Origin of the sequence: Entomobacter blattae, assembly GCF_014672835.1 — a bacterium.
In the GTDB taxonomy this organism is placed as follows: domain Bacteria; phylum Pseudomonadota; class Alphaproteobacteria; order Acetobacterales; family Acetobacteraceae; genus Entomobacter; species Entomobacter blattae.
On the sequence record NZ_CP060244.1, the window covers coordinates 1,329,365 to 1,355,805 of the forward strand.

The window sequence follows — 26,441 nt, forward strand, 5'->3', positions numbered from 1 at the left end:
GCGTTATACAGCCTAAACGTTGTTATTAAAGCAGCGTTTAAAAGACTAGCCCACCTGGGTTTGCGCCTTTTCCTTTATAGGGGCTGGCCCACAAAGGGGGTTCGCCGGCTATGGTTTTGCCTCTGGGCCTGGAATGGGCATGCCCATGTAATGCTGATAGCGGTTTCTGGTAAAGAGTTTTCCAGGATGGATCTACACCAAACGTAGAGTTGATTTGAGTGAATGGAGAGAAAATGCCCAAGATGAAAACAAAGTCTTCTGTTAAGAAGCGTTTTAAAATTACAGCCACTGGTAAGGTGTTGGCTGGCCCAGGGAATAAGCGCCATGGCCTTATTAACCGCTCCCAGAAAATGAAACGTTCGAACCGTGGCACTCAGGTGTTGACCGAACAGGATGGCAAAACTGTTAAGCAGTGGGCCCCCTACGGTCTTTCAAGATAGAGATTCTTAAAGAGGGTTTTGCTCTCATTATCAGGGTTGCTTCTTGAGATATTCGTGGCTGGCATCGGCCGGCCAGAAGGTTTTTGAAGTTTTTGGGACTAGTGTAAGGATTTAAGTTCATGGCAAGAGTAAAACGCGGTGTTACCGCTCATGCCCGTCATAAAAAGGTGCTGAAACAAAGCAAGGGCTTTGTTGGGCGCTCTTCAACCAATTATCGTATGGCGATTGAACGGCTGGAAAAGTCGTTACAATATGCCTATCGGGATCGTCGCAACAAAAAGCGCGATTTTCGCTCCTTGTGGATTCAACGTATCAACGCTGCAGTGCGTGAACATGGGTTGACTTATAGCCGTTTCATCAATGGCCTGGACAAGGCCGGCATTGTGATCGACCGGAAAATGCTGGCCAGTATCGCCTATGATGATGCCGCAGGGTTTGCCGAAATTGTTAAACAGGCCCAGGCTGCATTAGGTTAACTTTTGCGCAATCTTGTTTTTTAAGGCTTGTTTAAAGGGCGGGCTGTGCTTAGGGCACAGCCCGATTCTGTGTATTCTGGTCAATGATATTCTCGCTTAAAAATATTTTCCCCCAAGGGAGATGCTCCGAGAGATGTTCCGAGGAATGCCTCATTGGATGCTCCAGGGGATTATCCCAGAGGATTATCCCTGAGGATTCCTGGGGGGAAATCCCTCGGGGGGATACTAGGGGATACTAGGGGATACCCTTGTGGAAAAAAGGGATAGGGCCATGAAAAGAGTGGGGCCAGTGTTTGAGTATATCAATGTTGAGTATATCAGTGTTGGGCATATCAGCGTTGGGTATAAAGGTTAGGAATGAAGAATGAGTGATGACCTTCAGGCTTTACGGGAAGAAACAGTGCTTGCACTGGAACAGGTGACAGACCTGCGGGAGTGGGATGCGATCCGGGTGGGGGTATTGGGCAAGAGTGGCCGCCTTACAGCCTTGTTGAAAACCCTGGGCCAGGCCAGCCCCGAGGAGCGCAAAACTCGGGGGGCAGCTCTAAACCGCCTGCGTGATGAGCTTACCACCCTTATTGAGGCCTGCAAGGAAAAGATTGAAGCCCAGCTTTTAGACCAACGCCTTGAGCGCGAACGGCTGGATGCGACCATTCCAGTCCCCTCCTTAGGGCAGGGCATTATTCATCCCATCAGTCATTCTATCGCAGAAATTACAGCCATTTTTGCTACCATGGGGTTTGTGCAGGCTGAAGGCCCTGATATTGAAACCGAATGGCATAATTTTTCAGCCCTCAACACCCCAGAACATCACCCCGCCCGAACAGACCAGGATACTTTTTATCTTCCCGAAACGGAGGGGGGCATAGGGCGTGTCCTACGCACCCAGACTTCTCCCGTTCAGATTCGAACCATGCTGACTCAAACACCCCCTATTCGGGTTATTGTGCCGGGGCGCACATATCGGGCCGATCATGATGCAACTCATTCGCCTATGTTTCATCAATGTGAGGGGCTGGTGATCGATAAGGCCATAACACTTAGCCATCTTAAAGGGTGTTTGATAGATTTTTTACGAGCCTTTTTTGGAAATCCCCATTTGCCGGTTCGGTTTCGTTCCTCTTACTTTCCCTTCACTGAACCTTCCATGGAGGTTGATATTGGCTGGAACCGAAAAACAGGGGAAATCGGCCAGGGCGGAGATTGGCTGGAAGTCTTAGGTTCTGGCATGGTGCATGCCCGTGTTTTGGCCAATTGCGGATTAGACCCGCGGGAGTGGCAGGGGTTTGCCTTTGGCATGGGGGTAGAGCGTTTAACCATGTTAAAAAATGGTATTCCGGATTTGCGCTCCTTTTACGAAAGTGATGTGCGATGGTTAAAGCGTTTTGGTTTCAGCCCGTTTATGCCCGTTATTCTGCATGAAGGAGTAAACCGGTGAAATTTACACTCTCCTGGTTGTGTGAGCATCTTGAAACATCGGCCACTATTGAGGAAATCTGCGCCTGCCTGAATATGATAGGCTTAGAGGTGGAAAGTTGTGAAAACAGGGCTGATACGTTGGCCCCCTTCATAACCGCCCGTATTGTGCGTGCTATTCGCCATCCAAATGCTGATCGTCTGCAGGTTTGTATGGTTGATATTGGCCAGAAGGAACTGGTACAGGTTGTGTGTGGTGCCCCCAACGCCCGTGCGGGCCTGAATGTTATTTTTGCTCCACCTGGTTCTTATATTCCTGGCAGTGAAATCACCATAAAGGAAGGGGCTATTCGTGGTGAGAAAAGTGCAGGCATGCTCTGTTCCTTGCGTGAGCTGGGGTTGGGCAATGAGCATGAAGGTATTGCCGAACTGGGAGAAGATGCTGTCCCCGGTCAGCTTTATGCGATATATGCTGATCTCGATGATCCGGTCATTGATATTGCTATTACTCCTAATAGGGGTGATGCCCTGGGCGTGAGGGGAGTTGCCCGTGATCTGGCGGCAGCAGGCCTGGGAACGCTTAAGCCCTGGCTGGTTGAAGCGGTGGAAGGTCAGTTTCCATCACCAATGGACTGGGTGATTGAAGACTCCCAAAGTTGTCCCTGGGTGTTGGGGCGGGTTGTTCGTGGTGTTAAGAATGGCCCGAGCCCAGAGTGGCTCCAGGCCCGATTACGGGCGGTAGGTGTAAGGCCTGTTTCAGCCCTGGTCGATATTACCCAGTTTTTTACGCTAGACCTTAACCGCCCCTTACATGTGTTCGACCTTAACCGCTTGAAAGGCAATCAGCTGACGATATGCCGTGGGGAAGGTGAAAGCTTTTTGGCGCTGGATGGCAAGGAATATACCCTTACCCCTGAGGATTGCGTTATTGTCGATGCCAGTGGGGTTCAGTCTCTGGCGGGGATCATGGGGGGGGAAGGCTCTGCCGTAACCGAAGAGACCACCGATATTTTTCTGGAATGCGCCCTGTTTGACCCGGTCAGAATTGCCCATACAGGCCGCAGGCTAAACATTGTCTCTGATGCGCGTTATCGTTTTGAGCGTGGGCTTGACCAAGCCAATTTGCCCGCCATGCTTCAGGCTGCGACCCATATGGTGATTGAGCTTTGCGGGGGAGAGGCCAGTGAAGTGACTTCTGCGGGGCAGGAACCGTCTTGGAAGCGCAATGCCGAAATCCGTTTTGAACGCTTGCACAGTTTTGGGGGTATGGATGTCTCCCCGCAAAAGGCAGGAAGTATCTTACATCATTTGGGGTTTGAGCAGGTGGTGTATGATGAAGCCAATGGGCAGGCTGTTTTTTCTGTGCCCGCCTGGCGTAATGATATTGCTGCACCCTTTGTGCTGGACCAACGCCCAGGCCAGGATGCTGTAAAAAATCAAAAGGCTGCAGAAGGAGCCCGCGAGATAGAGGCCGAAAACGACCTGATAGAGGAAGTTTTGCGTATTATTGGCCTTGATCATATCCCCAGTCTTTCACTCCCGGGTGCCTCTGCGCTGGGGGGAGCCGCTGTTTCGCCCTTACAGGTGCGTATTGCTGCGGCTCGCAGGCTGTTATCTTCACAAGGGTTGATGGAAACCATAGGCTTTTCTTTCGTCTCGCACGAATTGGCGGGTCTTTTTGGCGAAATCCCCGAGAGTCTGCACTTGCTAAACCCCATTGCCACCGATATGGACCAATTACGGCCCACGCCCTTGGTGAATCTATTTTCCGCTGTTATGCGTAACCATGCTCGGGGCTGCCATACTGTGGGCTTGTTTGAAGTAGGGGTAGCTTTTCATGAGCAGGGCCAAAGGAGTGTGGTGGCCGGGTTATGTGCGGGCTATTCTTTACGCCATCCTGGTGGTGGGAATAAGCCTGCTGAGTTGTGGAAGGCCAAGGTGTATGCCCAATCTGTGCTGGAGGCATTGGGCCTTTCCCCAGACTCTTTAACCGTTACGCTGGATACACCGCCTTATTATCATCCGGGCCAGTCTGGCACCTTCCGCCAGGGGCCCAAGAATATTCTAGGCTATTTTGGAGCTCTTCACCCCAAATTGCTGCATGAGAAAGGCATTGACTACCCCATCGTTGGTTTTGAGATTTTTCTTGATGAGGTTCCCACTCCCCGGCGTGGGCGTAAGGCAATTTCTATGCGCTTGCCGGTGTTACAGTCTGTACGGCGCGACTTTGCCTTTGTGGTTTCAAAAGAGGTAGAGGCCCAAACCCTGTTAAGGGTTGTTCGCTCTGCCGAGCGGGGGCTGATTACAGAGGTCAGCCTGTTTGATGTCTATGAAGGCGATAAAATTCCCGCAGATAGCAAATCCCTGGCAGTAGAGGTGGTTTTGCAACCCCTAGAAAAAAGCCTGACCGATGCAGAGATTGAGCAGATTTCAGAAAAAATCGTAGCAGCTGTTAATAAAGCGGTCGGGGGGCAATTGCGCCAGTAAAGGCCAACCAGTAAAGGCCGAGAGAGGAAAACCATAGGATGTTTGGGGAGTGGTATGGTATCAATAGTTTGGGCTTGGGTTTTATGGCCCTACTGACCTGTGATAGGGTTTGAGTGTGATAGGGTTTTAGAATGTTCGTTGAGTGGCAAGTGTATGGCTTAGTCCTAAGCCTTGGTTTTGGGTCTTAAAGTTGCAGAGTTCTGTGGAAATAATATTGGTATGACAAATACTCCTTTGGTGCAAATTCGTAATTTTTCCATTATTGCCCATATCGACCATGGCAAATCGACCCTGGCTGATCGGCTGATCCAGGCATGTGGGGCGTTAAGCGAGCGCGAAATGAAAAGCCAGGTGCTGGATAATATGGAGCTGGAGCGTGAACGGGGCATCACCATTAAAGCCCAGACTGTACGTCTGAACTATCCAGCCAAGGATGGTAAAACCTATGTGTTGAACCTTATGGACACCCCAGGCCATGTCGATTTTGCCTACGAGGTGAGCCGCTCTTTGGCGGCGTGTGAGGGCTCTCTTCTTGTGGTTGATGCCTCTCAAGGGGTAGAAGCCCAAACCCTGGCTAATGTCTATCAGGCCATTGATGCAAACCATGAGATTGTACCGGTGCTGAATAAGGTGGATTTACCAGCCGCAGATGTTCCCCGGGTCAAAGCCCAGATCGAGGAAGTGATAGGGATTTCCGCTGAGGATGCGGTAGAGGTTTCTGCTAAGACCGGGTTAAATATCGAAGCTGTTCTTGAGGCCCTGGTGACCCGTTTGCCGCCCCCAAAAGGGGATGATAAGGCCCCACTTAAAGCCTTGCTAGTCGATAGTTGGTATGATCCGTATCTGGGTGTTATCATCTTGGTGCGCGTAAAGGAGGGGCGCCTTAAAAAGGGGGCAAAAATCCGCATGATGTCCAATGGGGCTGTCTATCATGTTGACCAGCTCGGCGTGTTTTTACCCCATATGACGCAGGTTGATGATTTGGGCCCCGGGGAAATGGGCTATATTAATGCTGCCATTAAAACCGTAGCAGACTGTAATGTAGGGGACACCATAACCGAGGAGAACAAACCGGCTGCCGAGCCCTTGGCAGGGTTTAAACCTTCTGTGCCAGTGGTCTGGTGTGGCCTTTACCCCGTCAATGCCGATGATTTTGAAAAACTGCGTGATAGTCTGGCCAAGCTGCGTTTAAATGATGCCTCCTTCCATTATGAAACAGAAACCTCGGCAGCGCTGGGTTTTGGTTTTCGCTGTGGCTTTTTGGGGCTTCTCCATCTGGAAATTATTCAGGAGCGCTTAAGCCGAGAATTTAACCTCGATCTTATTGCTACCGCTCCTTCTGTGGTGTACCATCTTTTTCGCAGTAATGGCGGTATGGAAGAACTGCACAACCCCGCCGATATGCCGGATGGCTCTGTGATTGAACGTATAGAAGAGCCCTGGATTAAGGCCACCATTATGGTGCCCGATGAGTATTTGGGGGCTGTTCTGGCCTTGTGTACCGAGCGGCGCGGCCAGCAGGAAGATTTAACGTATGTGGGCAATCGGGCGATGGCCGTCTATCGTCTTCCCCTTAACGAAGTGGTGTTTGACTTTTATGACCGGCTAAAGTCTGCTACCCGGGGCTATGCCAGCTTTGACTATCAGATGGATGGCTATGAGGAAAGCGATCTGGTAAAAATCTCCATTCTAGTTAATCAGGAACCCGTGGATGCATTAGCCTTTGTCGCTCATCGTTCTGTGGCGGAAACGCGGGGAAGGGCCATTTGTGCCCGACTTAAGGAGCTCATCCCTAGGCAGCTGTTTAAAATTGCCATTCAGGCGGCGATTGGTAGCCGTGTTATTGCGCGCGAAACCATTGGGGCCCTTTCTAAAGATGTAACCGCTAAATGCTATGGGGGTGATATTTCCCGTAAGCGTAAATTGCTCGAAAAACAAAAAGAGGGCAAAAAGCGGATGCGCCAGTTTGGTAAGGTGGAAATTCCCCAAAGTGCCTTTTTAGCTGCTTTGAAGATGGATAAATAACCCCCCATCTCCGTGTTAAATCCCCCCTCCTTACAAGGCTTGAAGGGGGTTTTTTGATGCGTGGTTTTGGTGAAGAGAATTTTCAAACGGCCTTTGACCGATCCTTTGGCTGATACTGCACAATTTAAATCTTCCTCATCACTTGGGGCGTCCCCAATAATCAGAATTTTTGGATGGGTGGGGGTGGCAGGCAGAATGGCGACAACAGTATGGGTTGCCGTTTCCGAGAGTGGGCAGAACGATGAGGTAGGAAGAAAGGCCAGGAGGGCCTCTGGTGTTTCAAATTTTTGGGCCAGGGTTATGGCTTGTTGGATAGGCAGTGTTGAGGGTGAAGAGGGTAGGGGCGAAAGGGGTTGGGCAGGACTGGTTGGGGAAGAGGAGAGTGTGCGTTTTTGTTTCAAAGCGTTTTCTGAAATAGAGGTGCAACAGGACTTAAAGTTTCGGTCGCTGGTTGTAAACTTGTGGTACGTTGTAAACTCGCGGTAAGGAATGAGGAGCGTTGACAGGCTTTGGTCAGGAATTTTAGGGCCAATAGGGCCCCAACCCTAAGGGAGTGTTTGGCTGAAATTGTGGGGGTCTTGCAGGAGAATAAAAGCTTTTGCCAAGGGAACTTAAGGAGGCTTGAAGGCCAGCCTGGGCCAAAAAAGAAAGAGGCATATTTTTTACTTGCCAATTTGGTGAAAACTGGTATTCTCCGCCCACCTTGTTGAAGGTTTGCCGCCCCTTATGGAGAGATGGCCGAGCGGCTTAAGGCGCACGCTTGGAAAGCGTGTGTACGTGCAAGCGTACCGTGGGTTCGAATCCCACTCTCTCCGCCAGAAATTCCATATATTTTATTAAGATATAACAGTTTTTTATGTGGAATATCTATCTGGCCACTTTCTAGTCACGACAAAAACGTCTCTAATATCTCTTATAAGCGTAAATTGCTGGAAAAACAAAAAGAGGGCAAAAAGCGGATGCGCCAGTTTGGTAAGGTAGAAATTCCCCAAAGTGCCTTTTTAGCTGCTTTGAAGATCCTCTCCCTAGCTCCTAGGTATAAATCTCCCCTTACAAGGCTTGTGATGGGGGTTTCTGATGCGTGATTTTGGTGAAGAGACTTTTCAAATACTCAATCTCATTTTTAGTTTTAAGAGGAGATGATTCGTTTTTTTGAATCGATTACTCTACGAGTATTGATTTGCCGCTTTAAAATGAGACTATCCTAGCGATAGGAAGTATATATGGCTAAGCCATCAGGATTGGATTATCGGCATCGAGACAACAATGGCACAATTTGTAGAAAAAATAGTCATACAACCATTGGTTCTCTTCGAAAAATATTGGGGCCCGATTTTGCACCGAGCTATTCTGGAAAGGGCTTTTTAAAAAGTTTCTGCACAAAGAAAAGGTCCATTCACTGAGTCAGTATTTAAAGAAAAATCATCGCCAACGCTGTAGTATGGTATTACCAAACGGTAAAAAGTCTGTTTTGCATGGCTGAAGCATTTTAGCTAAATACTGCCACCAACCCCTTTAAATCTTTCAATAAATGAAGAAATTTTTTGGAAAACTGTTTGTTTTTTAGTTAAATATTGTGGATGAAGAGGGCTCATTTGAGGTAATATCTCATTGAGCTCTATACCGTTCTCGCTAGCATATTCCTGCTTTAACGATGTGGCAAGATAACGTTTTGCAGCTTGCTCTTTTAAGTTTTCCGAAGCAATAAGCGCTTGAGCTTCTCGTTGTTGTTCTTTTTGTGCGTAGGTGAAGAAGGCCTCAATAATACTGGCTGTATCAGAGATATGATCCAAATTGGTTTTATCGATAAAATCAACCACAAGACTTTCCTTGGCACGACTACCAAGGCTTGTACGAATAAGTCGTTTGGCTTCTTCTATTAAGGCAGGTTTGTCTTTGGCTTTTTTATGGTGCTCAAAGATAAGCTCTAGAATATAATCAAGGCTTATTTCCTGAGATTTGAGAAGTTCTACTTCAAAAACCACATCATTCCAATCTATTTTTGATTTGTCTTGATCGTTATTGGATTTTTGAGATCTAATCCAGCCGCGAACATCATGATAGGTTGAACGATAATCCTGAATAATACGTGCAGAAGGCACATTAATAGAGTGCATCTCTCTTAATTCTGCCTCAGTCAGGTTATGCTTTTCTTTAAAGGCTTCAACCGCTTGAACATTGGTTTGGTCTATATTTTGTAAAGCTTGCAAGGTGGTAAATTCATCATAATTTTGCAGAATATTTTCGATGCGTAAATACTCACCAAACAATTTTGCAAAATCTTTCTTATCCAGCTCTTTCGCGATTTTATCGGTATTGGGGAAACGACTTTGCAGCTCTTTTATAATTTCCAGATAGCCACGTTGAGTTTCTTGTGTAAGATTATCGGTAAATCCTTGCATATATTCGGTATAACTCTTCTCAAGCACAACGTTTTTTGTGTGTTTATCACCAAACAGAGTAATGGCCTCTATTGTTGCCTGCTCTAGGTCACGAAAAGTTATGATGTTGCCAAAGCTTTTAGTTGAATCATAAATGCGGTTGGTACGAGAATAAGCTTGAATAAGGCCGTGATAGCGCAAATTTTTATCAACAAATAAAGTATTCAAGGTTGGGGCATCAAACCCCGTTAAAAACATTCCCACAACAATTAGTAAATCGACTTCTTGATTTCTAACCCGTTTGGAAAGATCGCGGTAATAATTTTGAAATTCCTTACTTTCTAAGCTGAAATTTGTTTTGAACTGGGCGTTATAATCCTGAATGGCAGCAGCCAAAAACTCCTTTGCAGATTGGTTCATTGCAGTGGGTTCAAAGGTTTCATCAGCAATTTCGCCTATAGCACCTTGTTTTTCATTGGCTGTCTCTTCTCCGATCTTTTGTTCTTCATTGGCTGCGAAGGAGAAAATAGTGGCAATTTTTAATGGGTTTTTACTGTTTTCCTGCTGTTTTTTTATCTCTTCATAATACAGTTTAGCAGCATCCACACTGCTGACAGCAAACATGGCGTTAAAGCCTTTATTATTTGCCAGACGATGTGTTTTCTGGCGGAAGTTATTTAAAATATAGCGCGTTACCTCCTTTATCCGTTCCGGATGGAGTAAGGCTTGTTTATTTTCCGAAGCGGTCAATTTTTTTTCATCAATCTCTGTTTCCAGCATTTTAAACTGAGGACGGACATTGTGGTAATCGACTTTGAATTTCAAAACCTTTTCATCTCGAATAGCATCTGTAATTACGTAAGAGTGGAGTTCGCGCCCAAACACACTTTGTGTTGTTTCAGTCCCCAAAGCGTTTTGCGGAAAGATGGGCGTACCCGTAAACCCAAACTGATAAAAACTTTTAAACTTTCTGTGGATATTTTCTTGTGCTTTCCCAAATTGGGAGCGATGGGCCTCGTCAAAGATAAAAACAACCTGCTTGTTATAAACAGCGAGGTTATTTTCCCTTTTAATGAGATGATTCAACTTCTGAATAGTTGTAACAATAATTTTGTTATCATCTTTTTCTATATTTTCTTTAAGGCCAGCCGTATCGTTTGAGCCATTAACACTTTCTGGAGAAAAGCGCTGATATTCTTTGATTGTTTGATAATCAAGGTCTTTACGATCAACCACAAAGAAGACTTTATCAATAAAATCTAACTCTGTGGCTAGGCGTGCTGCCTTAAAGCTGGTTAAGGTTTTGCCTGAGCCTGTTGTATGCCAAATAAACCCACCCCCTTCGGGCCTATTCCAGCTTTTGGTTTGATAAGAGCTTTTAATTTTTTGTAAAATGCGTTCTGTTGCAGCAATTTGATAGGGACGCATAACCAGCAATATGTTACGCGTGTCAAACACCGTATAGGTAAATAAGATTTGTAAAAGCGTATTTTTTTGAAAGAAGGTTTTAGTAAAATCTTTTAAATCTTTAATCACCGTATTATCAGCACGGGCCCAGTTCATGGTAAAATCGAAACTATTTTTATCACGTTTGGTTGTATTGGCAAAATAGCGGGTATCTGTTCCATTGGAGATAACAAAAACCTGCAAATATTTAAACAGCGAATGTTCGGTATTAAAACTTTCTTTGCTATAACGATGAATTTGATTAAAAGCTTCACGAATGGCAACACCACGCTTTTTTAATTCAACCTGTACGATAGGTAAACCGTTGACTAAAATGGTTACGTCATATCTGTTGGTATAGGCCCCTTTTTGTTCAAACTGCTTTAGAACTTGCACAGTATTACGAGCAATATTCTTTTTATCGATCAGAAAGATATTTTGAATATGCCCATCGTCAAAGGTAAAATCATAGATGTAATGATCATGAAGCTTGCGGGTTTTATCAATAATGCTATCCCCAGGCCTATCGAGATATTCCTCTAGAAAGCGTTGCCATTCCCCATCTGAGAACTGAACATTATTGAGACTTTGTACCTGTTGGCGTGCATTTGCCAATAATTGTGCTGGTGTAGAATTGGGTAAGGCCTCATATCCCTGATTTTTCAGATCTTTGGTAAACTCTTGTTCTAAATCAGCTTCCGTTTGATAGGAGCTATCGAGCGGTTCCATTTTGGTATATTGATCAAGAACAATATAATTTTGCGTTTCGGCAAGAACAGTTGTTGCAAAATTCATTTTTTATCTTTCTGCGGGTAAATTTCATCTTCCTACTGATAAAATTTATATTGATCGACTAAATGCTTAAATAAAAATGCTACAGTTTTTAGCTCAGGCGGGGTTGGTTCAGCAATCGTTTCATTTGATAATGTTGAGTGGCTCGTAAAATGAATAATACGCGTCAAATATAACCGTTTGTCATCTGGCAATAATTCCCCCCACTTCTTATAGCCAAGAAAGGCTGCTGTTTTTTCATATAAGTTACGCAAAAGTGTAAAATGATATTTTTGAATATTCTTTTGCTCAATAGCTTCTGCCAGCGTTTGCTTCAAAAATAAATGATATGAAAAACTTCTGTTTGAATCTTCTGGTTTTTCTTCCAACTCCAATGTTCCATCTTCATTGGCTTTTAGCATAGAAGAGGAGGATTTTTTTCGATCACTTTCATTATATAAAACATTATAAAATAAGGGATTATGAGTTGTAACAATAAACTTTACCTGGGTTGTACTTGATTTAATTAACTGAGCTAAATCTACTGCCAGTTCTATCAAGTGGTTTTCATCGAGTGAACTTACTGGATCATCAATAAATATATATTTTAAATCATCATATTCCTGTGTAGAGCGCTCTTCTTTGGGCTCATTAAGCTCTGATATCACTTGCTGTATCAGTGCATAAAATATGCTCCATACAAAACTCCTTTCTTCACCTTTTGAAATTTTAATATTTTCTAGCAATTGTTTATCTATATCCGTAACTGAAAAAGTTACAGCAGAAAAATCTTCGCTAAATTGTGGAGTTAATTTTTCGCCGGCATAACGTTGAAAATACTTAACAATATTTCGGTCTTGACCTTCATCACGAAGTATCCAACTTATAAGAGAGTTTTCCTGAATTTTTAACTTATATTCGCCTTCACAACTATTATTCAAGTAAAACAAATCTTCCGTAAAGGCATTATAATATAACATTTTCTTTCGTGTTGGTTTTTCAAATAAATTCTGAAATTCATACGATAGACGCGTTTTGCCTGTACCATTAAAAGCATAAATCAATTGCATTTTTTTATCGCATTTTTGAAGATTTTGTGCGACTTCCCTAAGTGTTTTTCCCATTCTAAGCACCCTCATTATTTGAAGGAAAATCTAAGAGCTGCGCACGGTAATATTCATATTGCTTCTGGCGTAGGGCAATCTCTCGGGGTAAGCCCTGCGTAATGGAATGGGTCAACATATCGAATTTGTCCAGAATAGAGACGATACGCTCTTGCTCTGAGAGCGGAGGAATGGGGATAAGAATTTTTGACATATCTGATGCAGACACATCGATAACTTTTGTTCCTTTTGCATATTTTCTTTTCTCATTTGCAAAAGTTTGTGTTTGTGAAAAATATACAAAATATTTTCCCAAAATTTGTTTGCTTGGCTTAAAAATAGAGGCATGCCCGCCTGTAACAGCTTGTCTTTTCCCAAGGTAAACCATTGCCTTACCCACATCGTCAAGATTTTCACTGGTGTTTGTTATGACGACATCCCCAGTTTCGACCTTTTTTAATTTTTCAGCCAATTGTGGGGAAACAAAAGACTTTGTTTCCACTGTGGATAAACCATAATATGTATAAATTTGCCCATAATGAATGGCCGGTACTCCGGTTTCAGTGAAGTCTTTCTTTTGTAAACCATTTCCACGGATAAACTGCCCCATTTCTCCCAAAGTTTTCCATTCGGCTTCACCTTCTTTAAAGGTCAGTAATTTATCACGATAATAGTTGTATTGTTTTTTACGTGCGGTAAGCTCTGCGGTAAGCCTAGCTGTAAGCTCTGCGGTAAGGGCCGTAAATTTATCCAGAATTTCTACAATTTCAGTTTGCACAGATAAGGGAGGGATAGGGATAAGAATTTTAGCAAGACTATCTTTTGAAATACGTCGTACCTTGGTCCCGCTAATATATTTTTTCTTTTGTCTTTTAAACGTTTCTGTGAGAAAATAATAAGCTAAATATTTAACATTCTGACTATGTCTAAATAGCATCATGTCTCCGGATATTGCAGCTTTTTTACCAAACCATGCAACAGGTTTTAAAACATCGTCATCATTTTCTGAAGTAGTTGTAATCAAGAGGTCATTCTTATAAGCAATTTTCAGTTTTTCAGCCAATTGTGGTGAAACAAAAGACTTTGTTTCCACTGTAGATAAACCATAATAAGTATAAATCTGCCCATAATGAATGGCAGGCACACCGGTTTCGGTAAAGTCTTTCTTTTGTAAACCATTACCACGGATTAATTGCCCCACTTCTCCCAATGGTTTCCATTCTACCTCTGTACCCTTCAGAAGCTTTTGTATGATAGGGTTCATGCTTCGATGTCCGTAATCAAGTTATCAATCTGCGCGCGTAAAATGTTTATTTTTTCTACCGTGGTTTTTATTTCTGCATTCAGTTCTGTAATATTAATTACTTCCCTTGTGTCTTCTGCCTCTACATAGGAACTTACGGACAGATTATAGTTATTGGCTTGTATCTGCTTGTTATCAACGAGTTGGGCAAAATGCTTAATATCTATTTTATCGTCAAAGGCGGTAATAATTTTTTCAATATGCTCAGCCGTTAAAACGTTATTATTCGTTTCTTTTTTGAATAATTTACTGGCATCGATAAATTGCGTTTTATAGTGGGTTTTATGTTTGGAAAGCACCAGAATATTGACCGCAATAGAGGTTCCGTAAAACAAATTGGGGGCCAGGGCGATCACTGTTTCAACGTAATTATAGTTAATAAGATACTGGCGAATTTTCTGTTCTGCTCCAGTACGATAAAAAATTCCAGGGAAACAGACGATGGCGGCACGTCCCTTGGGGGATAAATAATGAAGAGCATGAAGGACAAAGGCAAAATCTGCCTTAGATTTGGGGGCTAATACACTTGCTGGGGCAAAACGTTCATCATTAATAAGAATTGGATTATCGCTTCCTTCCCAGTTGATTGAATAAGGTGGGTTGGAAACGATAACATCAAAGGGCCGCTCGTTGTTATGTTTGGGGTCTATTAACGTATTGCCCAAGGCTATATCGAATTTGGTGTAATTGATATTGTGCAAAAACATATTCATACGGGCAAGGTTATAGGTTGTATGGTTTATTTCTTGGCCGAAAAACCCTTTTTCAATCGTATGGCCGTTTGTATGGAGGATATCGAACTGTTTTTTTACTTGCAAAAGAAGTGAACCAGACCCCGCAGCTGGATCGTACGCCTTGTTCACCTCATCTTGTTTGTGCAAAGCCAGCAGGGCAATTAGCTTTGAGACATGTTGGGGGGTAAAGAATTCTCCCCCTGATTTACCAGCATTGGCTGCATAATTAGAAATAAGAAACTCATACGCATCGCCAAACAGATCGATATGATTATCTTCAAACTTGCCAAAATCAAGGTCGGCGACCCCTTTGAGCACAGCTGTCAAACGTTTGTTTTTTTCTGCAACTGTGTTGCCAAGCCGGTTGCTGGTGGTATCAAAATCAGCAAATAAGCCCTTGATATCATCTTCAGAGGGGTGGCCATTTGCTGAGCTTTCAATATCTGAAAATATCTGTTTCAGGTCGGTATTGAGGTTTTCGTTATTATTGGCTTTTTCCACAATATTTTCAAATAATTGGCTGGGGTAGATGATATAGCCTTTACTTTTAATGGCATCTTCCTTACGCTCTGGCGTAATCACATCATCGGTCATGTCAGCGTAATGAATTGTTTCATCACCCGCTTCGATATAATTTTTGAAATTTTCACTTATAAAACGATAAAAGAGTGTACCAAGAACATATTGCTTGAAATCCCAGCCATCGACTGAGCCACGTACCTCATTGGCAATTTGCCAAATTCTGCGATGGAGCTCAGTGCGTTGCTGTGTAGTGGAGGCCATAATGTCGTTATTCCTTTTAGCTTAATAGTGCTTTAATATAGCCTATCAGCATTGATAAAAATATGCCTTAAAGCTAAACTTATTCAATTTCTTTATCTCTACACGTTATTGCTTTTATCCTCGGAAGGATAGGTGGGTTTTATGGGGAAGATCTTGAAATGATGGGTTCTATAAAGGCTGTTTTGGCTTCCAGCATGGCCAAGGTATAAACAGTTTTGTCGTGCTTCTGAGAGCATCCCTTCTTCGTCGGCGCAGATAAACATACAAACGGTTGGAGAGGGGCAGGGAACTTGGGCTTCCAGCTTTTGAATATGACCTTTAAGGTTTCTGCTCTTACAGTTTTTCTAAGGCTCCAAGCTATGCTGCTAGATCATGTTGTCTATAAATTGATGTTGGATTTCCAGAAAACCCTATGAGGTTTCTGCCTCTACAAAGTGGTCCCTTTATTTGTTGGTATGGTAAGGAAAGAGGGAGGCTGACCTGAAGAAAACACGCATAGCAGGGTTGAGCTGAGCCGATAAAATATATTCATGTATTTGAGATATTGTATTTTACGATTACAATGACCTTCATGATTTTTTAGCAAAGGGTTTCAAATGGCAGATATATCCGCCTCTGAGCGTCCGGATGATTATTACACGAAGACATATGGGTTAACACCAACCCATTCTGAAGTTTTGGCAGCTGCTCAGATTGTTCCTGTCGGTCGTACCCTAGATGTGGGGTGTGGGCGTGGGCGCAATGCGCTTTTTTTAAATCTTAAAGGGCATAATGTAACAGCATGGGACCATAATGCAGACAGTATTGCCTTTCTGCAAGATGTTATCAGGCAAGAAAACCTCACCACTCTTCAGGCAGCAATCAAAGACCTGAATACTGAACGTTTTCATTTTAACCAAATCTATGATTTTGTTTTTTCGACGGTGGTGCTGATGTTTTTACAGCCCCAAACCATTCCAGGACTTATTGCCGATATGCAGACCAGCACCAAAAAAGGGGGCTATAACCTTATTGTAGCGGTTATGGATAGCCCGGATTTCCCAGCTTTGTCGATGTTTCCATTTACCTTTAAACTTGGCGAGTTAAAAGCTTATTACGAAGGGTGGGAGTTTTTGAACTATAACGAAGAGGTGGGCGAGCTTCATCGCACAGATGCTCAGGGCCATCGCATCAAGCAACGTTTTGCCACCATGTTGGCAAAGAAATAATATGCCAGGGCGGCTTTTAACAGCTCGTCCAAATTTACCACCCTGCTCGTAATTTTACCACCATGCTTGGCAAGGAAATAGTCCTTTCAGGAGAGGGGCCATAGAGAAATATGGCCCACTATTTCCAAATGGGGCATTTTAAGATGAGGGTTTATGTTTTGTATGGTTGGGTCATCCCAATAAGTAACCTGTCCTAGGAAGATGTTGGCCAGAATTTCTTCTGTTAGGTGCAGCTCACCGGATTTAAGATTGAGAATATTCACTACAGGTGTGATTCCGCCTAAAATGGTTGGAAATTGGAACAGGTGGTTATCTTCAAGCTTGTTAGGGGAGGGGCACGTCTGAAGCGCCAAAATCCACTGTATGATTCATGATCTGGTTTTGTCCGGTTCTGGAGCCTAGGGCCTGATAAATGCTTAAAGCTGGTGGCACCAAACGCCATAAAGACCTTTTAGCCCCCTTATTGAGTTTTATATGCGTTTGTGATTGAGAGGATGCGGCCCATCTTTGATAGATAGGCGCTGCAAAACTTGAGCCCACCCCGGTAATGGTTGTGTCTTGTTGGGCATGAGCAGACTCTATCTCTTGCTCTATTTGTGAAAGTTTACTGAAGCGTTTTCCATACCTATTACATATGGTTTTTCCTTTAGATCTTACGGCTGATGCCCTGCGTGAACGCAGCCATAATGGCCAATACAGCCACAATCATCCAGGCCCTTATCAAAAACACTGAGGCCTTGCGTGAATCCGGCTATAATGAGGATGTGGCAGGCTTTGAGGCGTAAATGTAGGGTCAAGCGCCAAAGAGCCCGTGCAGCAGAGCTTGTATAGCCTGGGCCTGCAGTCTGGGCCGGTTCTGGCGATACAGCAACAGACTCTGTTTTGGTTTGAACCCATGGGAAGTTTTGGACCGACCGAATTTTTTGGCTACCATACCCATAGGCTACTATACCTAACTGGGGGATGCCGAAAATGCAGACCATCGTCGTTGATAACCAACTGACAGATAACAGATAAGGCTTCTATTGGCCGACATGGTACCATTCTTTTAAACCCAACCCCATTTTACGGTGAAAGTGGCCGGCTATGTGTTATGGAGCTATCACCATTTACGAATCTTTCCTCTGCCATATCTGGTGGGTCTTAACACCAGCAAGATTTTCTCTACTAAAGAGCCCAATATATTTATGGCAGATCAGGCCCAAAACAGGGTTATACAACCGATAATATTTTTATCACAGGCCATTCCCCCAGAGGTATTGAAGTAGAAGGTATTGAAGTGGAGATATTAAAGCCCAGCATGTGTGGTCTGGCAAACAGGTTTGGAAGCATTAGAAATGGTATAAAAATACCGTTAAATGGCATGGGAAAAGGAGATGGTAGCAATTTTGTTAATCTTTTGCACTATGGTGATTCTGCCAGTAATTCTGCCTTTGATGTGTAAAGGGAATGCCCTTTGCCCAGCATATTGGCTCCAGAGTATTTCCCTAGCTTATTTCCCTAGCTTATTTCCATGGCATATTTCTCGGCCTATAACGAAAAGAGGGGTACTTGTCACAGGACGGATAAAAAGTCTTTTTAGGTTCTACCGATGATCAAAAATGGCTCTCGGATGTGTTCCAAAACGAGTGAACATCTGGCAGTATTATTATTGGCAAGATTCAGACCGCTTCGGATGATTTGCTCTAAAGGGTTACTCCCATATGCTATGGCATGCAGCAGCCAATTGGGGGGGGAGATATTGGCTTGAAAACCTTTAAATGGTTATGGCCAGGTGGTGACTTCTTCTCTGACGAGCGTGATGGCTCTGGCAGAACAGTTTAGACCCGACTGGAATTTTATTCCTGGGTCTGTCCTTAATTTTGGTCAAGAGAGCATTCAGCAACTTCTTATGGAGTATAATCATCTTATAGATGATTACTTTCCTCTCTTAGCTAAGATTTTCCTTATCTTCATCAGTGCTGCCTGTCAGAAACAGGGGCAGAAATGGGAGTGGCATTGGAGGAATCTTTAGGCCATACTCCCAATTCGCTTGCTGAATTGCTGTAAGGCGATGGTAAAGAAAATGCTCCCAATAATAGCCAGGGCTAAAAATTGGGGCCAAACTCCTTCCAGGCCAGCTCCACGATACAAAATGCCTTGGGCCAGCATGACAAAATGGGTGGTAGGGGCTGCCAACATGATATCTTGCACAAAGGCTGGCATGCTTTCACGCGGAGTCATCCCACCGGAAAGCATTTGAAGAGGGAGAAGAACCAGCATAATTAACAGGGCAAATTGGGGCATGGTTTTGGCAAAAGTGGCTAGGAAGATTCCAAGAGAGGTGCAGGCGAATAAATTGAGGGCCGTGCCCGCCAGAAAAAGGGGAACAGAGCCAGCAACAGGAACCTGCATAGCCAATTGCACAATAAATAAAAGTGAGAACATGCAGGCTGCCAGCACCACCAACCCCATAGACCATATTTTGGCCACCATAATTTCAAACGGTGTAATGGGCATAACCAATAAATGTTCAATTGTTCCGTGCTCACGCTCCCTAATCAGGGCTGCCCCGGTGAGAATTAATGACAGCATGGTTACTGAGTTGATTACAGCCACCACAGAAGAAAACCAGGCCTGGATTAGGTTTGGGTTAAACCGGGCTCGCATTGCTAAACTAATCGGAAGAGTGGTTTGAGAAGTATAGCGTTTGAGAAAACTGGAAACCTCATTATTAATGATGGTCTGAATATAGCCCCCTCCTGTAAAGGCCTGGCTCATGCGGGTGGCATCTACATTTAGCTGAATGCTGGGGTTACGCCCGTTCAGGAGATCGCGTTGAAGGTTGGGAGGGAAATCAATGGAGAAGGTATAAATGCCGCGATCCATTCCTGTATCAGCGCCTTTCATGGATTCGGCATAGGGAGGAAGAAAATAGGGGGGGTAAAAGGCCATGGAAATCTGGCGGGTTAACGGGGAGAGGTCTTCATCGATAATGGCCAGAGAGGCTTTTTCCAATGTTTCTGGGGTGCCAGTGGCCTGCACATAAATGGAAATGGAAAAACTGTAGGCAATCAGCACAAGCATGATAGGGTCCCTCAGCAGGCCCCAAAGCTCTTTAACACCCAGATAAAAAATATTGGCGGGGCTAAAAGACATGGCCTTTAGTGCTCCTGTTTTCTTAACAGTAAAATGGCAGCCCCCAGAATAAAGGGAACGAACAGGGCCAGGGCCAAGAACTCGTATCCCAACTCTATAAAGCCCAACCCCTTGGAAAAGATGCCACGGCTGATGGTCAGATAGTAAGTGGTAGGGAAAAATGTGCCAATCAGCCAACCGGAGCCCGATAGGGAGTTAACCGGGTTGAGCATGCCTGAAAACTGCATGGAGGGGATAAGGGTAGCAATGGTTGTACCAAAAATAGCAGCAATCTGGCTGTTCATAAAGGTTGACATTAGCAGGCCAATACTGGTGGCATTGATAGCAAAGAGAATACTGCCCAGCAAAAGGGCGAAGGCGTTGCCTGCCAGTGGTACGCCAAAGGCAAAAGTGGCAGACCCAATCATGAGTACGGCATTAAGGGTTGCCAGAATAATATAGGGGATTTGCTTGCCAATCAGGAACTCAGCCTGGGTAACAGGGGTTACATACAGGTTTAGGATGGAGCCTAGCTCCTTTTCGCGCACAACGCTTAAGGCGGTGAGCATGGCAGGAATCATCATCAACAGCATGGGGATAACAGCCGGAGCAATGGCCACCACGCTGATCACGTTAGGGTTATAGCGGTAGCGTATTTCAATATTGGCTGTTCCTGGCAGGGTTTTTAGGCCTGTGGTTTCACGCGCTATTTCTTTAAGCCACTGGGTGTGGAGTTGTTGGATATAGCCCTTAACGGTTTCTGCCCTTTGGGGCATGGCACCATCAAGCCATACGCCAATGGTCACCGGGGTGTTTCGGCGAATATCGCGGGCAAAATGAGGTGGGAGTTCAATGGCTACGTTCAATTCCCCTTTTCGCATGCGTTGATCGAGGTCGTTATAGTCTCGTATGGGGGGATGTTCTGTAAAGTAGCGCGAGCCGGCAATATTGAGTTCGTAATTCTGGCTGGTGGTGGTTTGGTCGCGGTCAATAACGGCAAAGGAGAGGTTTTCTACATCCAGACTGATGCCGTAGCTCATAATACAAAGCAGCAAAAGGCTACCCAGCAACGCCATGGTGCCCCTGATGGGATCGCGCTTGAGTTCAAGGGTTTCACGGATAGAGCAGCTCATAATCCGGCGCAAGCTTAGGCCAAATAGCCGGAAGTCTTTTTGGGAATGCGGGGCGTGAGGGGCCAGGGTTGTCGGGGCTTGCTGTGGTTTGTCCTCCTGGCCAGCGGCTTCTTCCAGATAGGCAATAAAGGCTTCTTCCAAGGTGGAAGCCTTGCGCTTTTTAACAATATTAGTCGGGGTGTCTGTGACCAAGATTTTGCCGGCATGCATAAGTGAGATACGGTCGCAGCGTTCGGCCTCGTTCATGAAGTGGGTCGAAATAAAAATGGTGACTTTGTCCTTGCGGGACAGATCAATTAATACTCGCCAGAATTCATCGCGTGCAACAGGGTCAACACCAGAGGTGGGTTCATCGAGAATAAGGATCTCTGGTTGATGGATCAGGGCTACGGCCAGTGAGAGGCGTTGGCGCTGGCCAAGTGGTAGAGAAGTGGGGAGATCTTCCATAATGGGGCCAAGCTGGAAACGCTTGGCCAAGGATTCAATACGGTTGGCTGTAGCGTCAGGCGGGATATGGAATAAATGGGCGTGCAGCTCCAGATTCTGGCGAACCGTAAGCTCGGAATAAAGTGAAAAAGCCTGCGACATATAGCCCACACGCTTGCGCACGTTAATATCGGAGGGTTCCAGTGTCTTGCCAAACAGCTTGGCAGTGCCAGAGGTTGGGGGAAGCAGGCCGGTCAGCATTTTCATGGTGGTGGATTTTCCACAACCGTTAGAGCCAAGAAAACCAAAAATCTCTCCGCGCTCAATTTTACAGCTCACATGGTCAACAGCGGTAAAGGTACCAAATTTCATGGTAAGACCGTCGGTCTCTATTGCCAAATCATCCTGTTCATCTGGGCTACGCTTGGGAAGTTCCAGGGGTTTATAGCCGGCACGCTGTTCTTGGGGGAGAAGGGCAATAAAGGCTTCATCAAGGGTTTTGGTGCCTGTTTTCTCCAACAGATGTTGGGTTGTGCCGGTGGCTAGAATTTTTCCATCATTCATCGCAGCAAGGGTATCAAAGCGTGAGGCTTCATCCATATAAGCTGTTGCTACGATAATGCTCAGCCGGGGTTGTTCCTTACGGATGCGCTCAATTAACTGCCAGAACTGCGCGCGGGAGAGGGGGTCTACCCCAGTGGTGGGCTCATCGAGTAAGAGCAGCTCCGGGTCGTGGATGAGCGAGCAGCATAGGCCAAGCTTTTGTTTCATCCCGCCTGAAAGTTTCCCCGCAGGCCTGTCATCAAAAGGGGCCAGGCCTGTGGCCTCCAGCAAGGTGTGGATGCGGGCGTTGCGCTCTTCTGCACCTTGACCAAAAAGGCGGCCAAAAAACTCCAGGTTTTCCGTGACAGAAAGGGTAGGGTAAAGGTTTTTCCCCAAGCCCTGTGGCATATAGGCAATCCGTGGACAGACTTGATCACGATGGGACTTGAGCCGCATATCACCCCCCAGAACCATGACCTCTCCCTGCTGGATGATTTTTGAGCCGGCGATCAGCGAAATCAGGCTGGATTTTCCTACCCCATCGGGCCCAATCAAACCAGCCATAACCCCATAAGGCAGGCTGAACTCTACCTCTTGTAAGGCTTTGACTGTTCCATAGGTCAGGGAAACCTTTTGGAGGTGAACCGCCTTTTTGGCGGGGGTTGGGGAGGGTGTCATGGGGCGGGGCCCTGATGCGGTAAGGCAGAATGTGGGGGCCTGGCAGGTGCGTTGGCAGGTGTGCTATTAGGTGCTGCCCTATTAGGGGCTCTATCAGGCGAGTTATGAGGGGCAGGGGAGCTCTCAGATGTACTCTCAGGCGAGTTACTCGGGGATGGTACAGTAGGATGGGGTGTTGGCTCTGGGGGGGACTTCTTAAGGCGAAGGGATTCTGGCCATGGTTCTTTAGGGTCAAGGCGAACATAGGCCATACCCGGTAAGCCGGTTTTGATTTTACGGATATGGTCACGCAGGAGCTGGGGAGAAATTTTGGCCTTAACGCGAAACATCAGTTTCTGGCGTTCTGATTCCGTTTCCACGGTTTTGGGTGTAAATTGGGCAACATCGGAAACATAGGAAATAGAGGCCGGAATCACGTCGTCGGGTAAGGCATCGAGCACAATGCGTGCTTCAGCTCCCATGGTAATTTTGCCGGTGGCCGTCTCGGGAATAAAAAAGGTCATGTAGATGTCTTGAAGGTCAACCATGTTAAGGATTTTCCCGCCAGAGGCGACCACTTCGCCTGGCTGAACAATACGATACTGCACCCGTCCAAAAATAGGGGCATAGAGGTTGGCATCGTGGATATCGCTATCAAGGCGGGCAATTTCAGCCTTGGAGGCCTTAACCTGAGCGCGCGCGCCAATAACCTGGGTTCTGGCAGTAGAAATAGCGGCATCGGCCGCGGCAATTTTGGCCTTGGCGGCCACAACAGCGGCTTTTGCACTTTCCTGACGGGCCAGGTCATCGTCATATTCCTGCATGGGGGTAGCCCCCTCATGGGCAAGGGTGGCTGAACGTTTGGCATGTTTGCTGGCAGCGATCAGCTCGGCCTGGCGTTGGGCAAGCACAGCTTGGGCTGCATTTTTATCGGCCTGGCGCTGGACGACTACCGTTTCGGTGGTGGTGACTCGGTTGGTGGCTTCCTGCAAATAGGCTATGGCCTGCACGCGTTGGGCTTGCAGGGAAGAGGTATCTTGCTGGGCGACCAGGGCATGGGGAGAGACGAAATCGCCTTCATCAAAAAAAATACGAAGAACACGGCCAGGGTTTTTGGCAGAGATATCCACCTCTGTGGCTTCTATTCGGCCGTTGCCACTGGCAAAGCCTGGGCCAAGGGGTTTGGGGCGTAGAATATACCAGGCCGCACCCCCTAAAAGGAGAAGGAGAATGATAATTCCTCCCCATAGGCGTGTTTTAGGCGAGAGGGTCATCCGTTTATACTCCGCTTAGCAGGGGGGAGCTGGGGGGTTTTCGTGGGGTGGGGTTTGTCTGTCGTCTCATCGTCCTGCTCTGTGTGGATGGTGTGGGCTTTGGGAAATCCCCCACCCAGGGCGGTATAAAGGTCTACCGCGCTGGTGAGGTAGGCTTGGTGAAGCTGTACAAGGGCTTGTTCGGTGTTAAACTGGTCGCGCTGGGCCTCTAGCACTTCAAGATAGGCGGAATACCCACTGACATAGCGCAGCTGGGCTAAGCGCGTGCGTTCCTGTAGGGCTGCAATCTGGTGTTTGGTTTCCTCAATCCGGCTGGTGAGCCAGTGGCGGGCGGCCATGGCATCGGCAACATCGCGAAAGGCCGTCTGGATGGCCTTTTCATATTCTGCTACCGCTGTGTTGCGCCGTGCTTCAGCCAGCTTGAGGTTTCCCAGATTTCGTAATCCGTTAAAAAGGGGCATGGAAATAACAGGCATGAAGTTCCAGGTTGCAGAATCTCCGCCAAAAAGAGCATTGAATTCCGAGCTGGATGTGCCCCCGGCAGCGGTAATCATAACCCGTGGAAGAAAGGCTGCCCGTGCGGCGCCAATATCCGCATCGACTGCGCGCAAGGCGTATTCTGCCTGGATAATATCGGGGCGGTTCAGCACTAAATCAGAAGGAAGGCCGGCTGGCAACGGCTGGGAGAGATAGAGATCAGAAAAGGACAGTGAGCCCGCTGGAAGGGAGACAGGTTTGCCTACCAGTAGAGTTAGCGCATTGAGGTTTTGCTCACGGAGCTGTTGAAGTTGGTGGAACTGTTGTCGGGCTTCAGCCAGTAAGGCATAGGACTGGGTGACGTCCAACTTCCCGCCGGAGCCGACCTCATAACGCCTTTTTACAATCCGGTAGGATTCTTTTCGGGTTTCAATTGTCTGTTCGGCAATGGCAATCTGGTCGTTATAGGCACGATCGGCCAGATAGGTACGGGCAACCTGGGCAACCAGGCTGGTGGCCACGGCCCTTTGGCCTTCCATGCTGCCCAGGAATTGCTGAAAGGCTGATTCTTCCATATTGCGGATACGCCCCCAAAAGTCGATCTCCCAGTTAGCGCCAATGGAGCCGGAATAAAAGGTAAGCGTGCTATTAGCGCCATCATAGCGGGAAAGCCCAGGGGTGTGAAATTTTCCACCGATAGCATTGGCATTGATTTGTGGATAGAGCGAGGCCCCCTGAACGGTGGCATAATGGCGGGCTTCTTCAACCCGGCTGGTGGCAATTTTCAGGTCTCGGTTATTGGCCAGGGCTTGTGTAATTAACCCACGGAGCTGGGCATCGGGGAAGAAATCCTGCCAGGCTATGGTGGATATGGCCGGCAACTGGGTATCGAGCGGGGTATTGCGGGGATAAACTTCGGCTGTGGGCAGATCGGGTTGACGATAGTCTGGGGCAAGATCGCATTGGGTGGTGAAGAGAAGAAGGGTTGCTGACAGTGCGGCAGAATATTTTCTGGTTCTAAAAAAATACGTCATGCAAACCACGAAGAGGACAAGAGGAAAAAAAGATCCAAACCAGGCAGGGCAGGCCTTTCGTGCAGTAAGCTCCTGATGAGGGCTTGAGATCCTGATGGGAAGTGAAATGATTTTGGCGGTATTTTTGTAAATATTTGGTTAATTTTTATATGATTATGAAGCAAACAGGCGTTTTTATGAGGAGTGTTGTATAAATTTATGAAGAGTGTTGTATAAAAACGGCCCCGCCATTTTGGCGGGGAAGAGGGTTATGGCCATATGGCATGAGAAGATAGCTTCCATGGACCTTGTCTCTGCCCAATTTTTGCGGCTTCATTGTTGCTGTTCAGTCGTGCTACCCAGTTGTCACGACTGAGTTATCACTTCCCATTTTTTGCTGCCGAGGGCCCGTTGCCCGGATTTTTCCTTTGCTTACTGGGGTTTTCCTATTGCAGCCTTGTTGAGACGAGTCTTTCCTTGCCAAGATAAATCTTTTTATAGTGCTTTTTATGTTGGTTTTCTTATTTTTTGGAGGCGCTTTTTACGGAACTGATATTTCTTTCTTCTATGAACTATGAACTATGAACTATGAACTATGAACTATGAACTATGAACTATGAACTATGAACTATGAACTATGAACTTATGAAGAATTTTCATCGAATGATAAAAAAAAATCATTAGTGAAGGAGAAGGAGTTGTATTAATTTTCTCTTCATCTTTGTTTGCGGTAGGGCAAAGGGATGCTTGAGGGGTGGGCATTCTGGCGGCTTGCTCGGATCTAACGGCTTGCCCGATCTAAAAAATTGGACGTGCCCCAAAAATGGGAATGCCCCAAAAAATGCAATTGTCTGGAAAAAGGGGATACCTGGAATTGGACGTGCCCGGAAAAAAGGAAGTGCTCAAAAAATGGGAGTGCTACAAAAATGAGAGTGTCTGTGCAGAACTAGACCTGTGCAGAGGAGATATGGGCAGAAAGAGATAAGAGTAAAGTCAAGCCAGGCAGCACCTGGTCCACACGGGGCCAATGCCCCATAGTCTCAAGGGTGGGGGATATCCCACAAACCCTGCGAGGGGGGAATAGGGATTGAGGGTGTTTTTTTCTGCTTTTAGCAGCTCAGTCTTGTGGGTCACAGCGCAGAAGGTCGACACAGTGTGGGAGCACGTTATGAAGGATTTTTTTAGAGAACCTCCTGTTGAAAGGCCCCGTGTTATACGGACTTGTGCT

At 46.0% G+C, this 26,441-nt stretch carries 17 protein-coding genes and 1 tRNA gene; 10 read left to right on the forward strand and 8 right to left on the reverse strand.

The features are described from left to right. Positions 1-233 precede the first annotated feature (233 nt). The 8 genes from rpmI (at position 234) to JGUZn3_RS12900 (ending at position 7,929) form a co-directional block, all read left to right on the forward strand. Complete coding sequence (gene rpmI, locus JGUZn3_RS05810; protein ID WP_203414696.1) at positions 234-440, forward strand: 50S ribosomal protein L35; 207 nt, start codon at positions 234-236, stop codon at positions 438-440. A 119-nt stretch (positions 441-559) separates the two neighbouring features. Next, positions 560-916, forward strand: a complete 357-nt coding sequence (gene rplT, locus JGUZn3_RS05815) for a 50S ribosomal protein L20 (RefSeq protein ID WP_203414697.1) — start codon at positions 560-562, stop codon at positions 914-916. A 364-nt stretch (positions 917-1,280) separates the two neighbouring features. Next, positions 1,281-2,354 (forward strand): phenylalanine--tRNA ligase subunit alpha, encoded by a 1,074-nt coding sequence (gene pheS / locus JGUZn3_RS05820; RefSeq protein WP_203414698.1) that lies wholly within the window; start codon positions 1,281-1,283, stop codon positions 2,352-2,354. Continuing rightward, positions 2,351-4,819 carry a phenylalanine--tRNA ligase subunit beta gene (gene pheT / locus JGUZn3_RS05825; protein ID WP_203414699.1) on the forward strand — a complete coding sequence of 823 codons (2,469 nt, stop codon included), beginning with the start codon at positions 2,351-2,353 and terminating at the stop codon, positions 4,817-4,819. Before pheS ends, pheT begins: the two co-directional genes overlap by 4 nt. A gap of 219 nt (positions 4,820-5,038) precedes the next feature. Further along, positions 5,039-6,844, forward strand: coding sequence for a translation elongation factor 4 (gene lepA, locus JGUZn3_RS05830; protein ID WP_203414700.1), 1,806 nt, complete (start codon positions 5,039-5,041; stop codon positions 6,842-6,844). A gap of 60 nt (positions 6,845-6,904) precedes the next feature. Then, on the forward strand, positions 6,905-7,330 hold the full coding sequence (locus JGUZn3_RS05835; RefSeq protein ID WP_203414701.1) for a hypothetical protein: 426 nt from the start codon (positions 6,905-6,907) through the stop codon (positions 7,328-7,330). A gap of 242 nt (positions 7,331-7,572) precedes the next feature. After that, a tRNA-Ser gene (locus JGUZn3_RS05840) sits at positions 7,573-7,662 on the forward strand. A gap of 90 nt (positions 7,663-7,752) precedes the next feature. Further along, complete coding sequence (locus JGUZn3_RS12900) at positions 7,753-7,929, forward strand: hypothetical protein (RefSeq protein WP_408871769.1); 177 nt, start codon at positions 7,753-7,755, stop codon at positions 7,927-7,929. 408 nt (positions 7,930-8,337) lie between these two features. On the opposite strand, the gene JGUZn3_RS05850 is transcribed toward JGUZn3_RS12900, so the two are convergent. The 4 genes from JGUZn3_RS05850 to JGUZn3_RS05865 are packed head-to-tail and all read right to left on the reverse strand — an operon-like array spanning position 8,338 to position 15,365. Next, positions 8,338-11,466: a type I restriction endonuclease subunit R gene (locus JGUZn3_RS05850; protein WP_203414703.1), complete on the reverse strand. Its 3,129-nt coding sequence runs from the start codon at positions 11,464-11,466 to the stop codon at positions 8,338-8,340. 32 nt (positions 11,467-11,498) lie between these two features. Beyond that, on the reverse strand, positions 11,499-12,566 hold the full coding sequence (locus JGUZn3_RS05855) for an AAA family ATPase (protein WP_203414704.1): 1,068 nt from the start codon (positions 12,564-12,566) through the stop codon (positions 11,499-11,501). Position 12,567: 1 nt separating this feature from the next. Then, positions 12,568-13,809 carry a restriction endonuclease subunit S gene (locus tag JGUZn3_RS05860; RefSeq protein WP_203414705.1) on the reverse strand — a complete coding sequence of 414 codons (1,242 nt, stop codon included), beginning with the start codon at positions 13,807-13,809 and terminating at the stop codon, positions 12,568-12,570. Further along, the gene (locus JGUZn3_RS05865; RefSeq protein ID WP_203414706.1) at positions 13,806-15,365 is read right to left on the reverse strand and encodes a type I restriction-modification system subunit M; all 1,560 of its coding nucleotides are present in this window, start codon (positions 15,363-15,365) and stop codon (positions 13,806-13,808) included. Before JGUZn3_RS05865 ends, JGUZn3_RS05860 begins: the two co-directional genes overlap by 4 nt. 596 nt (positions 15,366-15,961) lie before the next feature. Between JGUZn3_RS05865 and tehB the strand changes: the two genes are divergently transcribed. Next, a complete protein-coding gene (gene tehB, locus JGUZn3_RS05870) occupies positions 15,962-16,573 on the forward strand; it encodes a tellurite resistance methyltransferase TehB (RefSeq protein WP_203414707.1) in 612 nt (203 codons plus the stop codon). Between the two features lie 1,774 nt (positions 16,574-18,347). After that, positions 18,348-18,587, forward strand: coding sequence for a hypothetical protein (locus JGUZn3_RS05885; RefSeq protein ID WP_203414710.1), 240 nt, complete (start codon positions 18,348-18,350; stop codon positions 18,585-18,587). Here JGUZn3_RS05885 and JGUZn3_RS05890 read toward each other — a convergent pair. Genes JGUZn3_RS05890 through JGUZn3_RS05905 form a run of 4 tightly spaced genes read right to left on the reverse strand, consistent with a single transcriptional unit; the run spans position 18,584 to position 25,234 of the window. Continuing rightward, a complete protein-coding gene (locus JGUZn3_RS05890; RefSeq protein ID WP_203414711.1) occupies positions 18,584-19,711 on the reverse strand; it encodes an ABC transporter permease in 1,128 nt (375 codons plus the stop codon). The genes JGUZn3_RS05885 and JGUZn3_RS05890 overlap by 4 nt on opposite strands. A gap of 5 nt (positions 19,712-19,716) precedes the next feature. Further along, positions 19,717-22,470, reverse strand: a complete 2,754-nt coding sequence (gene rbbA, locus JGUZn3_RS05895; protein WP_203414712.1) for a ribosome-associated ATPase/putative transporter RbbA — start codon at positions 22,468-22,470, stop codon at positions 19,717-19,719. After that, positions 22,467-23,723, reverse strand: a complete 1,257-nt coding sequence (locus JGUZn3_RS05900) for an HlyD family secretion protein (RefSeq protein WP_203412669.1) — start codon at positions 23,721-23,723, stop codon at positions 22,467-22,469. Before JGUZn3_RS05900 ends, rbbA begins: the two co-directional genes overlap by 4 nt. Beyond that, complete coding sequence (locus JGUZn3_RS05905; protein WP_203412670.1) at positions 23,720-25,234, reverse strand: efflux transporter outer membrane subunit; 1,515 nt, start codon at positions 25,232-25,234, stop codon at positions 23,720-23,722. The genes JGUZn3_RS05900 and JGUZn3_RS05905 overlap by 4 nt, the downstream gene beginning before the upstream one ends. Between the last annotated feature and the right edge of the window lie 1,207 nt (positions 25,235-26,441).

What these genes read in the sequence shown, in the direction of transcription:
- JGUZn3_RS05860 (WP_203414705.1), bottom strand. Translation starts at nt 13,809, where the DNA reads ATGAACCCTATCATACAAAAGCTTCTGAAGGGTACAGAGGTAGAATGG.
- JGUZn3_RS05900 (WP_203412669.1), bottom strand. Translation starts at nt 23,723, where the DNA reads ATGACCCTCTCGCCTAAAACACGCCTATGGGGAGGAATTATCATTCTC.
- lepA (WP_203414700.1), top strand. Translation starts at nt 5,039, where the DNA reads ATGACAAATACTCCTTTGGTGCAAATTCGTAATTTTTCCATTATTGCC.
- rpmI (WP_203414696.1), top strand. Translation starts at nt 234, where the DNA reads ATGCCCAAGATGAAAACAAAGTCTTCTGTTAAGAAGCGTTTTAAAATT.
- rplT (WP_203414697.1), top strand. Translation starts at nt 560, where the DNA reads ATGGCAAGAGTAAAACGCGGTGTTACCGCTCATGCCCGTCATAAAAAG.
- rbbA (WP_203414712.1), bottom strand. Translation starts at nt 22,470, where the DNA reads ATGACACCCTCCCCAACCCCCGCCAAAAAGGCGGTTCACCTCCAAAAG.
- tehB (WP_203414707.1), top strand. Translation starts at nt 15,962, where the DNA reads ATGGCAGATATATCCGCCTCTGAGCGTCCGGATGATTATTACACGAAG.
- JGUZn3_RS05890 (WP_203414711.1), bottom strand. Translation starts at nt 19,711, where the DNA reads ATGTCTTTTAGCCCCGCCAATATTTTTTATCTGGGTGTTAAAGAGCTT.
- pheS (WP_203414698.1), top strand. Translation starts at nt 1,281, where the DNA reads ATGAGTGATGACCTTCAGGCTTTACGGGAAGAAACAGTGCTTGCACTG.
- JGUZn3_RS05855 (WP_203414704.1), bottom strand. Translation starts at nt 12,566, where the DNA reads ATGGGAAAAACACTTAGGGAAGTCGCACAAAATCTTCAAAAATGCGAT.
- JGUZn3_RS05850 (WP_203414703.1), bottom strand. Translation starts at nt 11,466, where the DNA reads ATGAATTTTGCAACAACTGTTCTTGCCGAAACGCAAAATTATATTGTT.
- JGUZn3_RS05865 (WP_203414706.1), bottom strand. Translation starts at nt 15,365, where the DNA reads ATGGCCTCCACTACACAGCAACGCACTGAGCTCCATCGCAGAATTTGG.
- JGUZn3_RS05905 (WP_203412670.1), bottom strand. Translation starts at nt 25,234, where the DNA reads ATGACGTATTTTTTTAGAACCAGAAAATATTCTGCCGCACTGTCAGCA.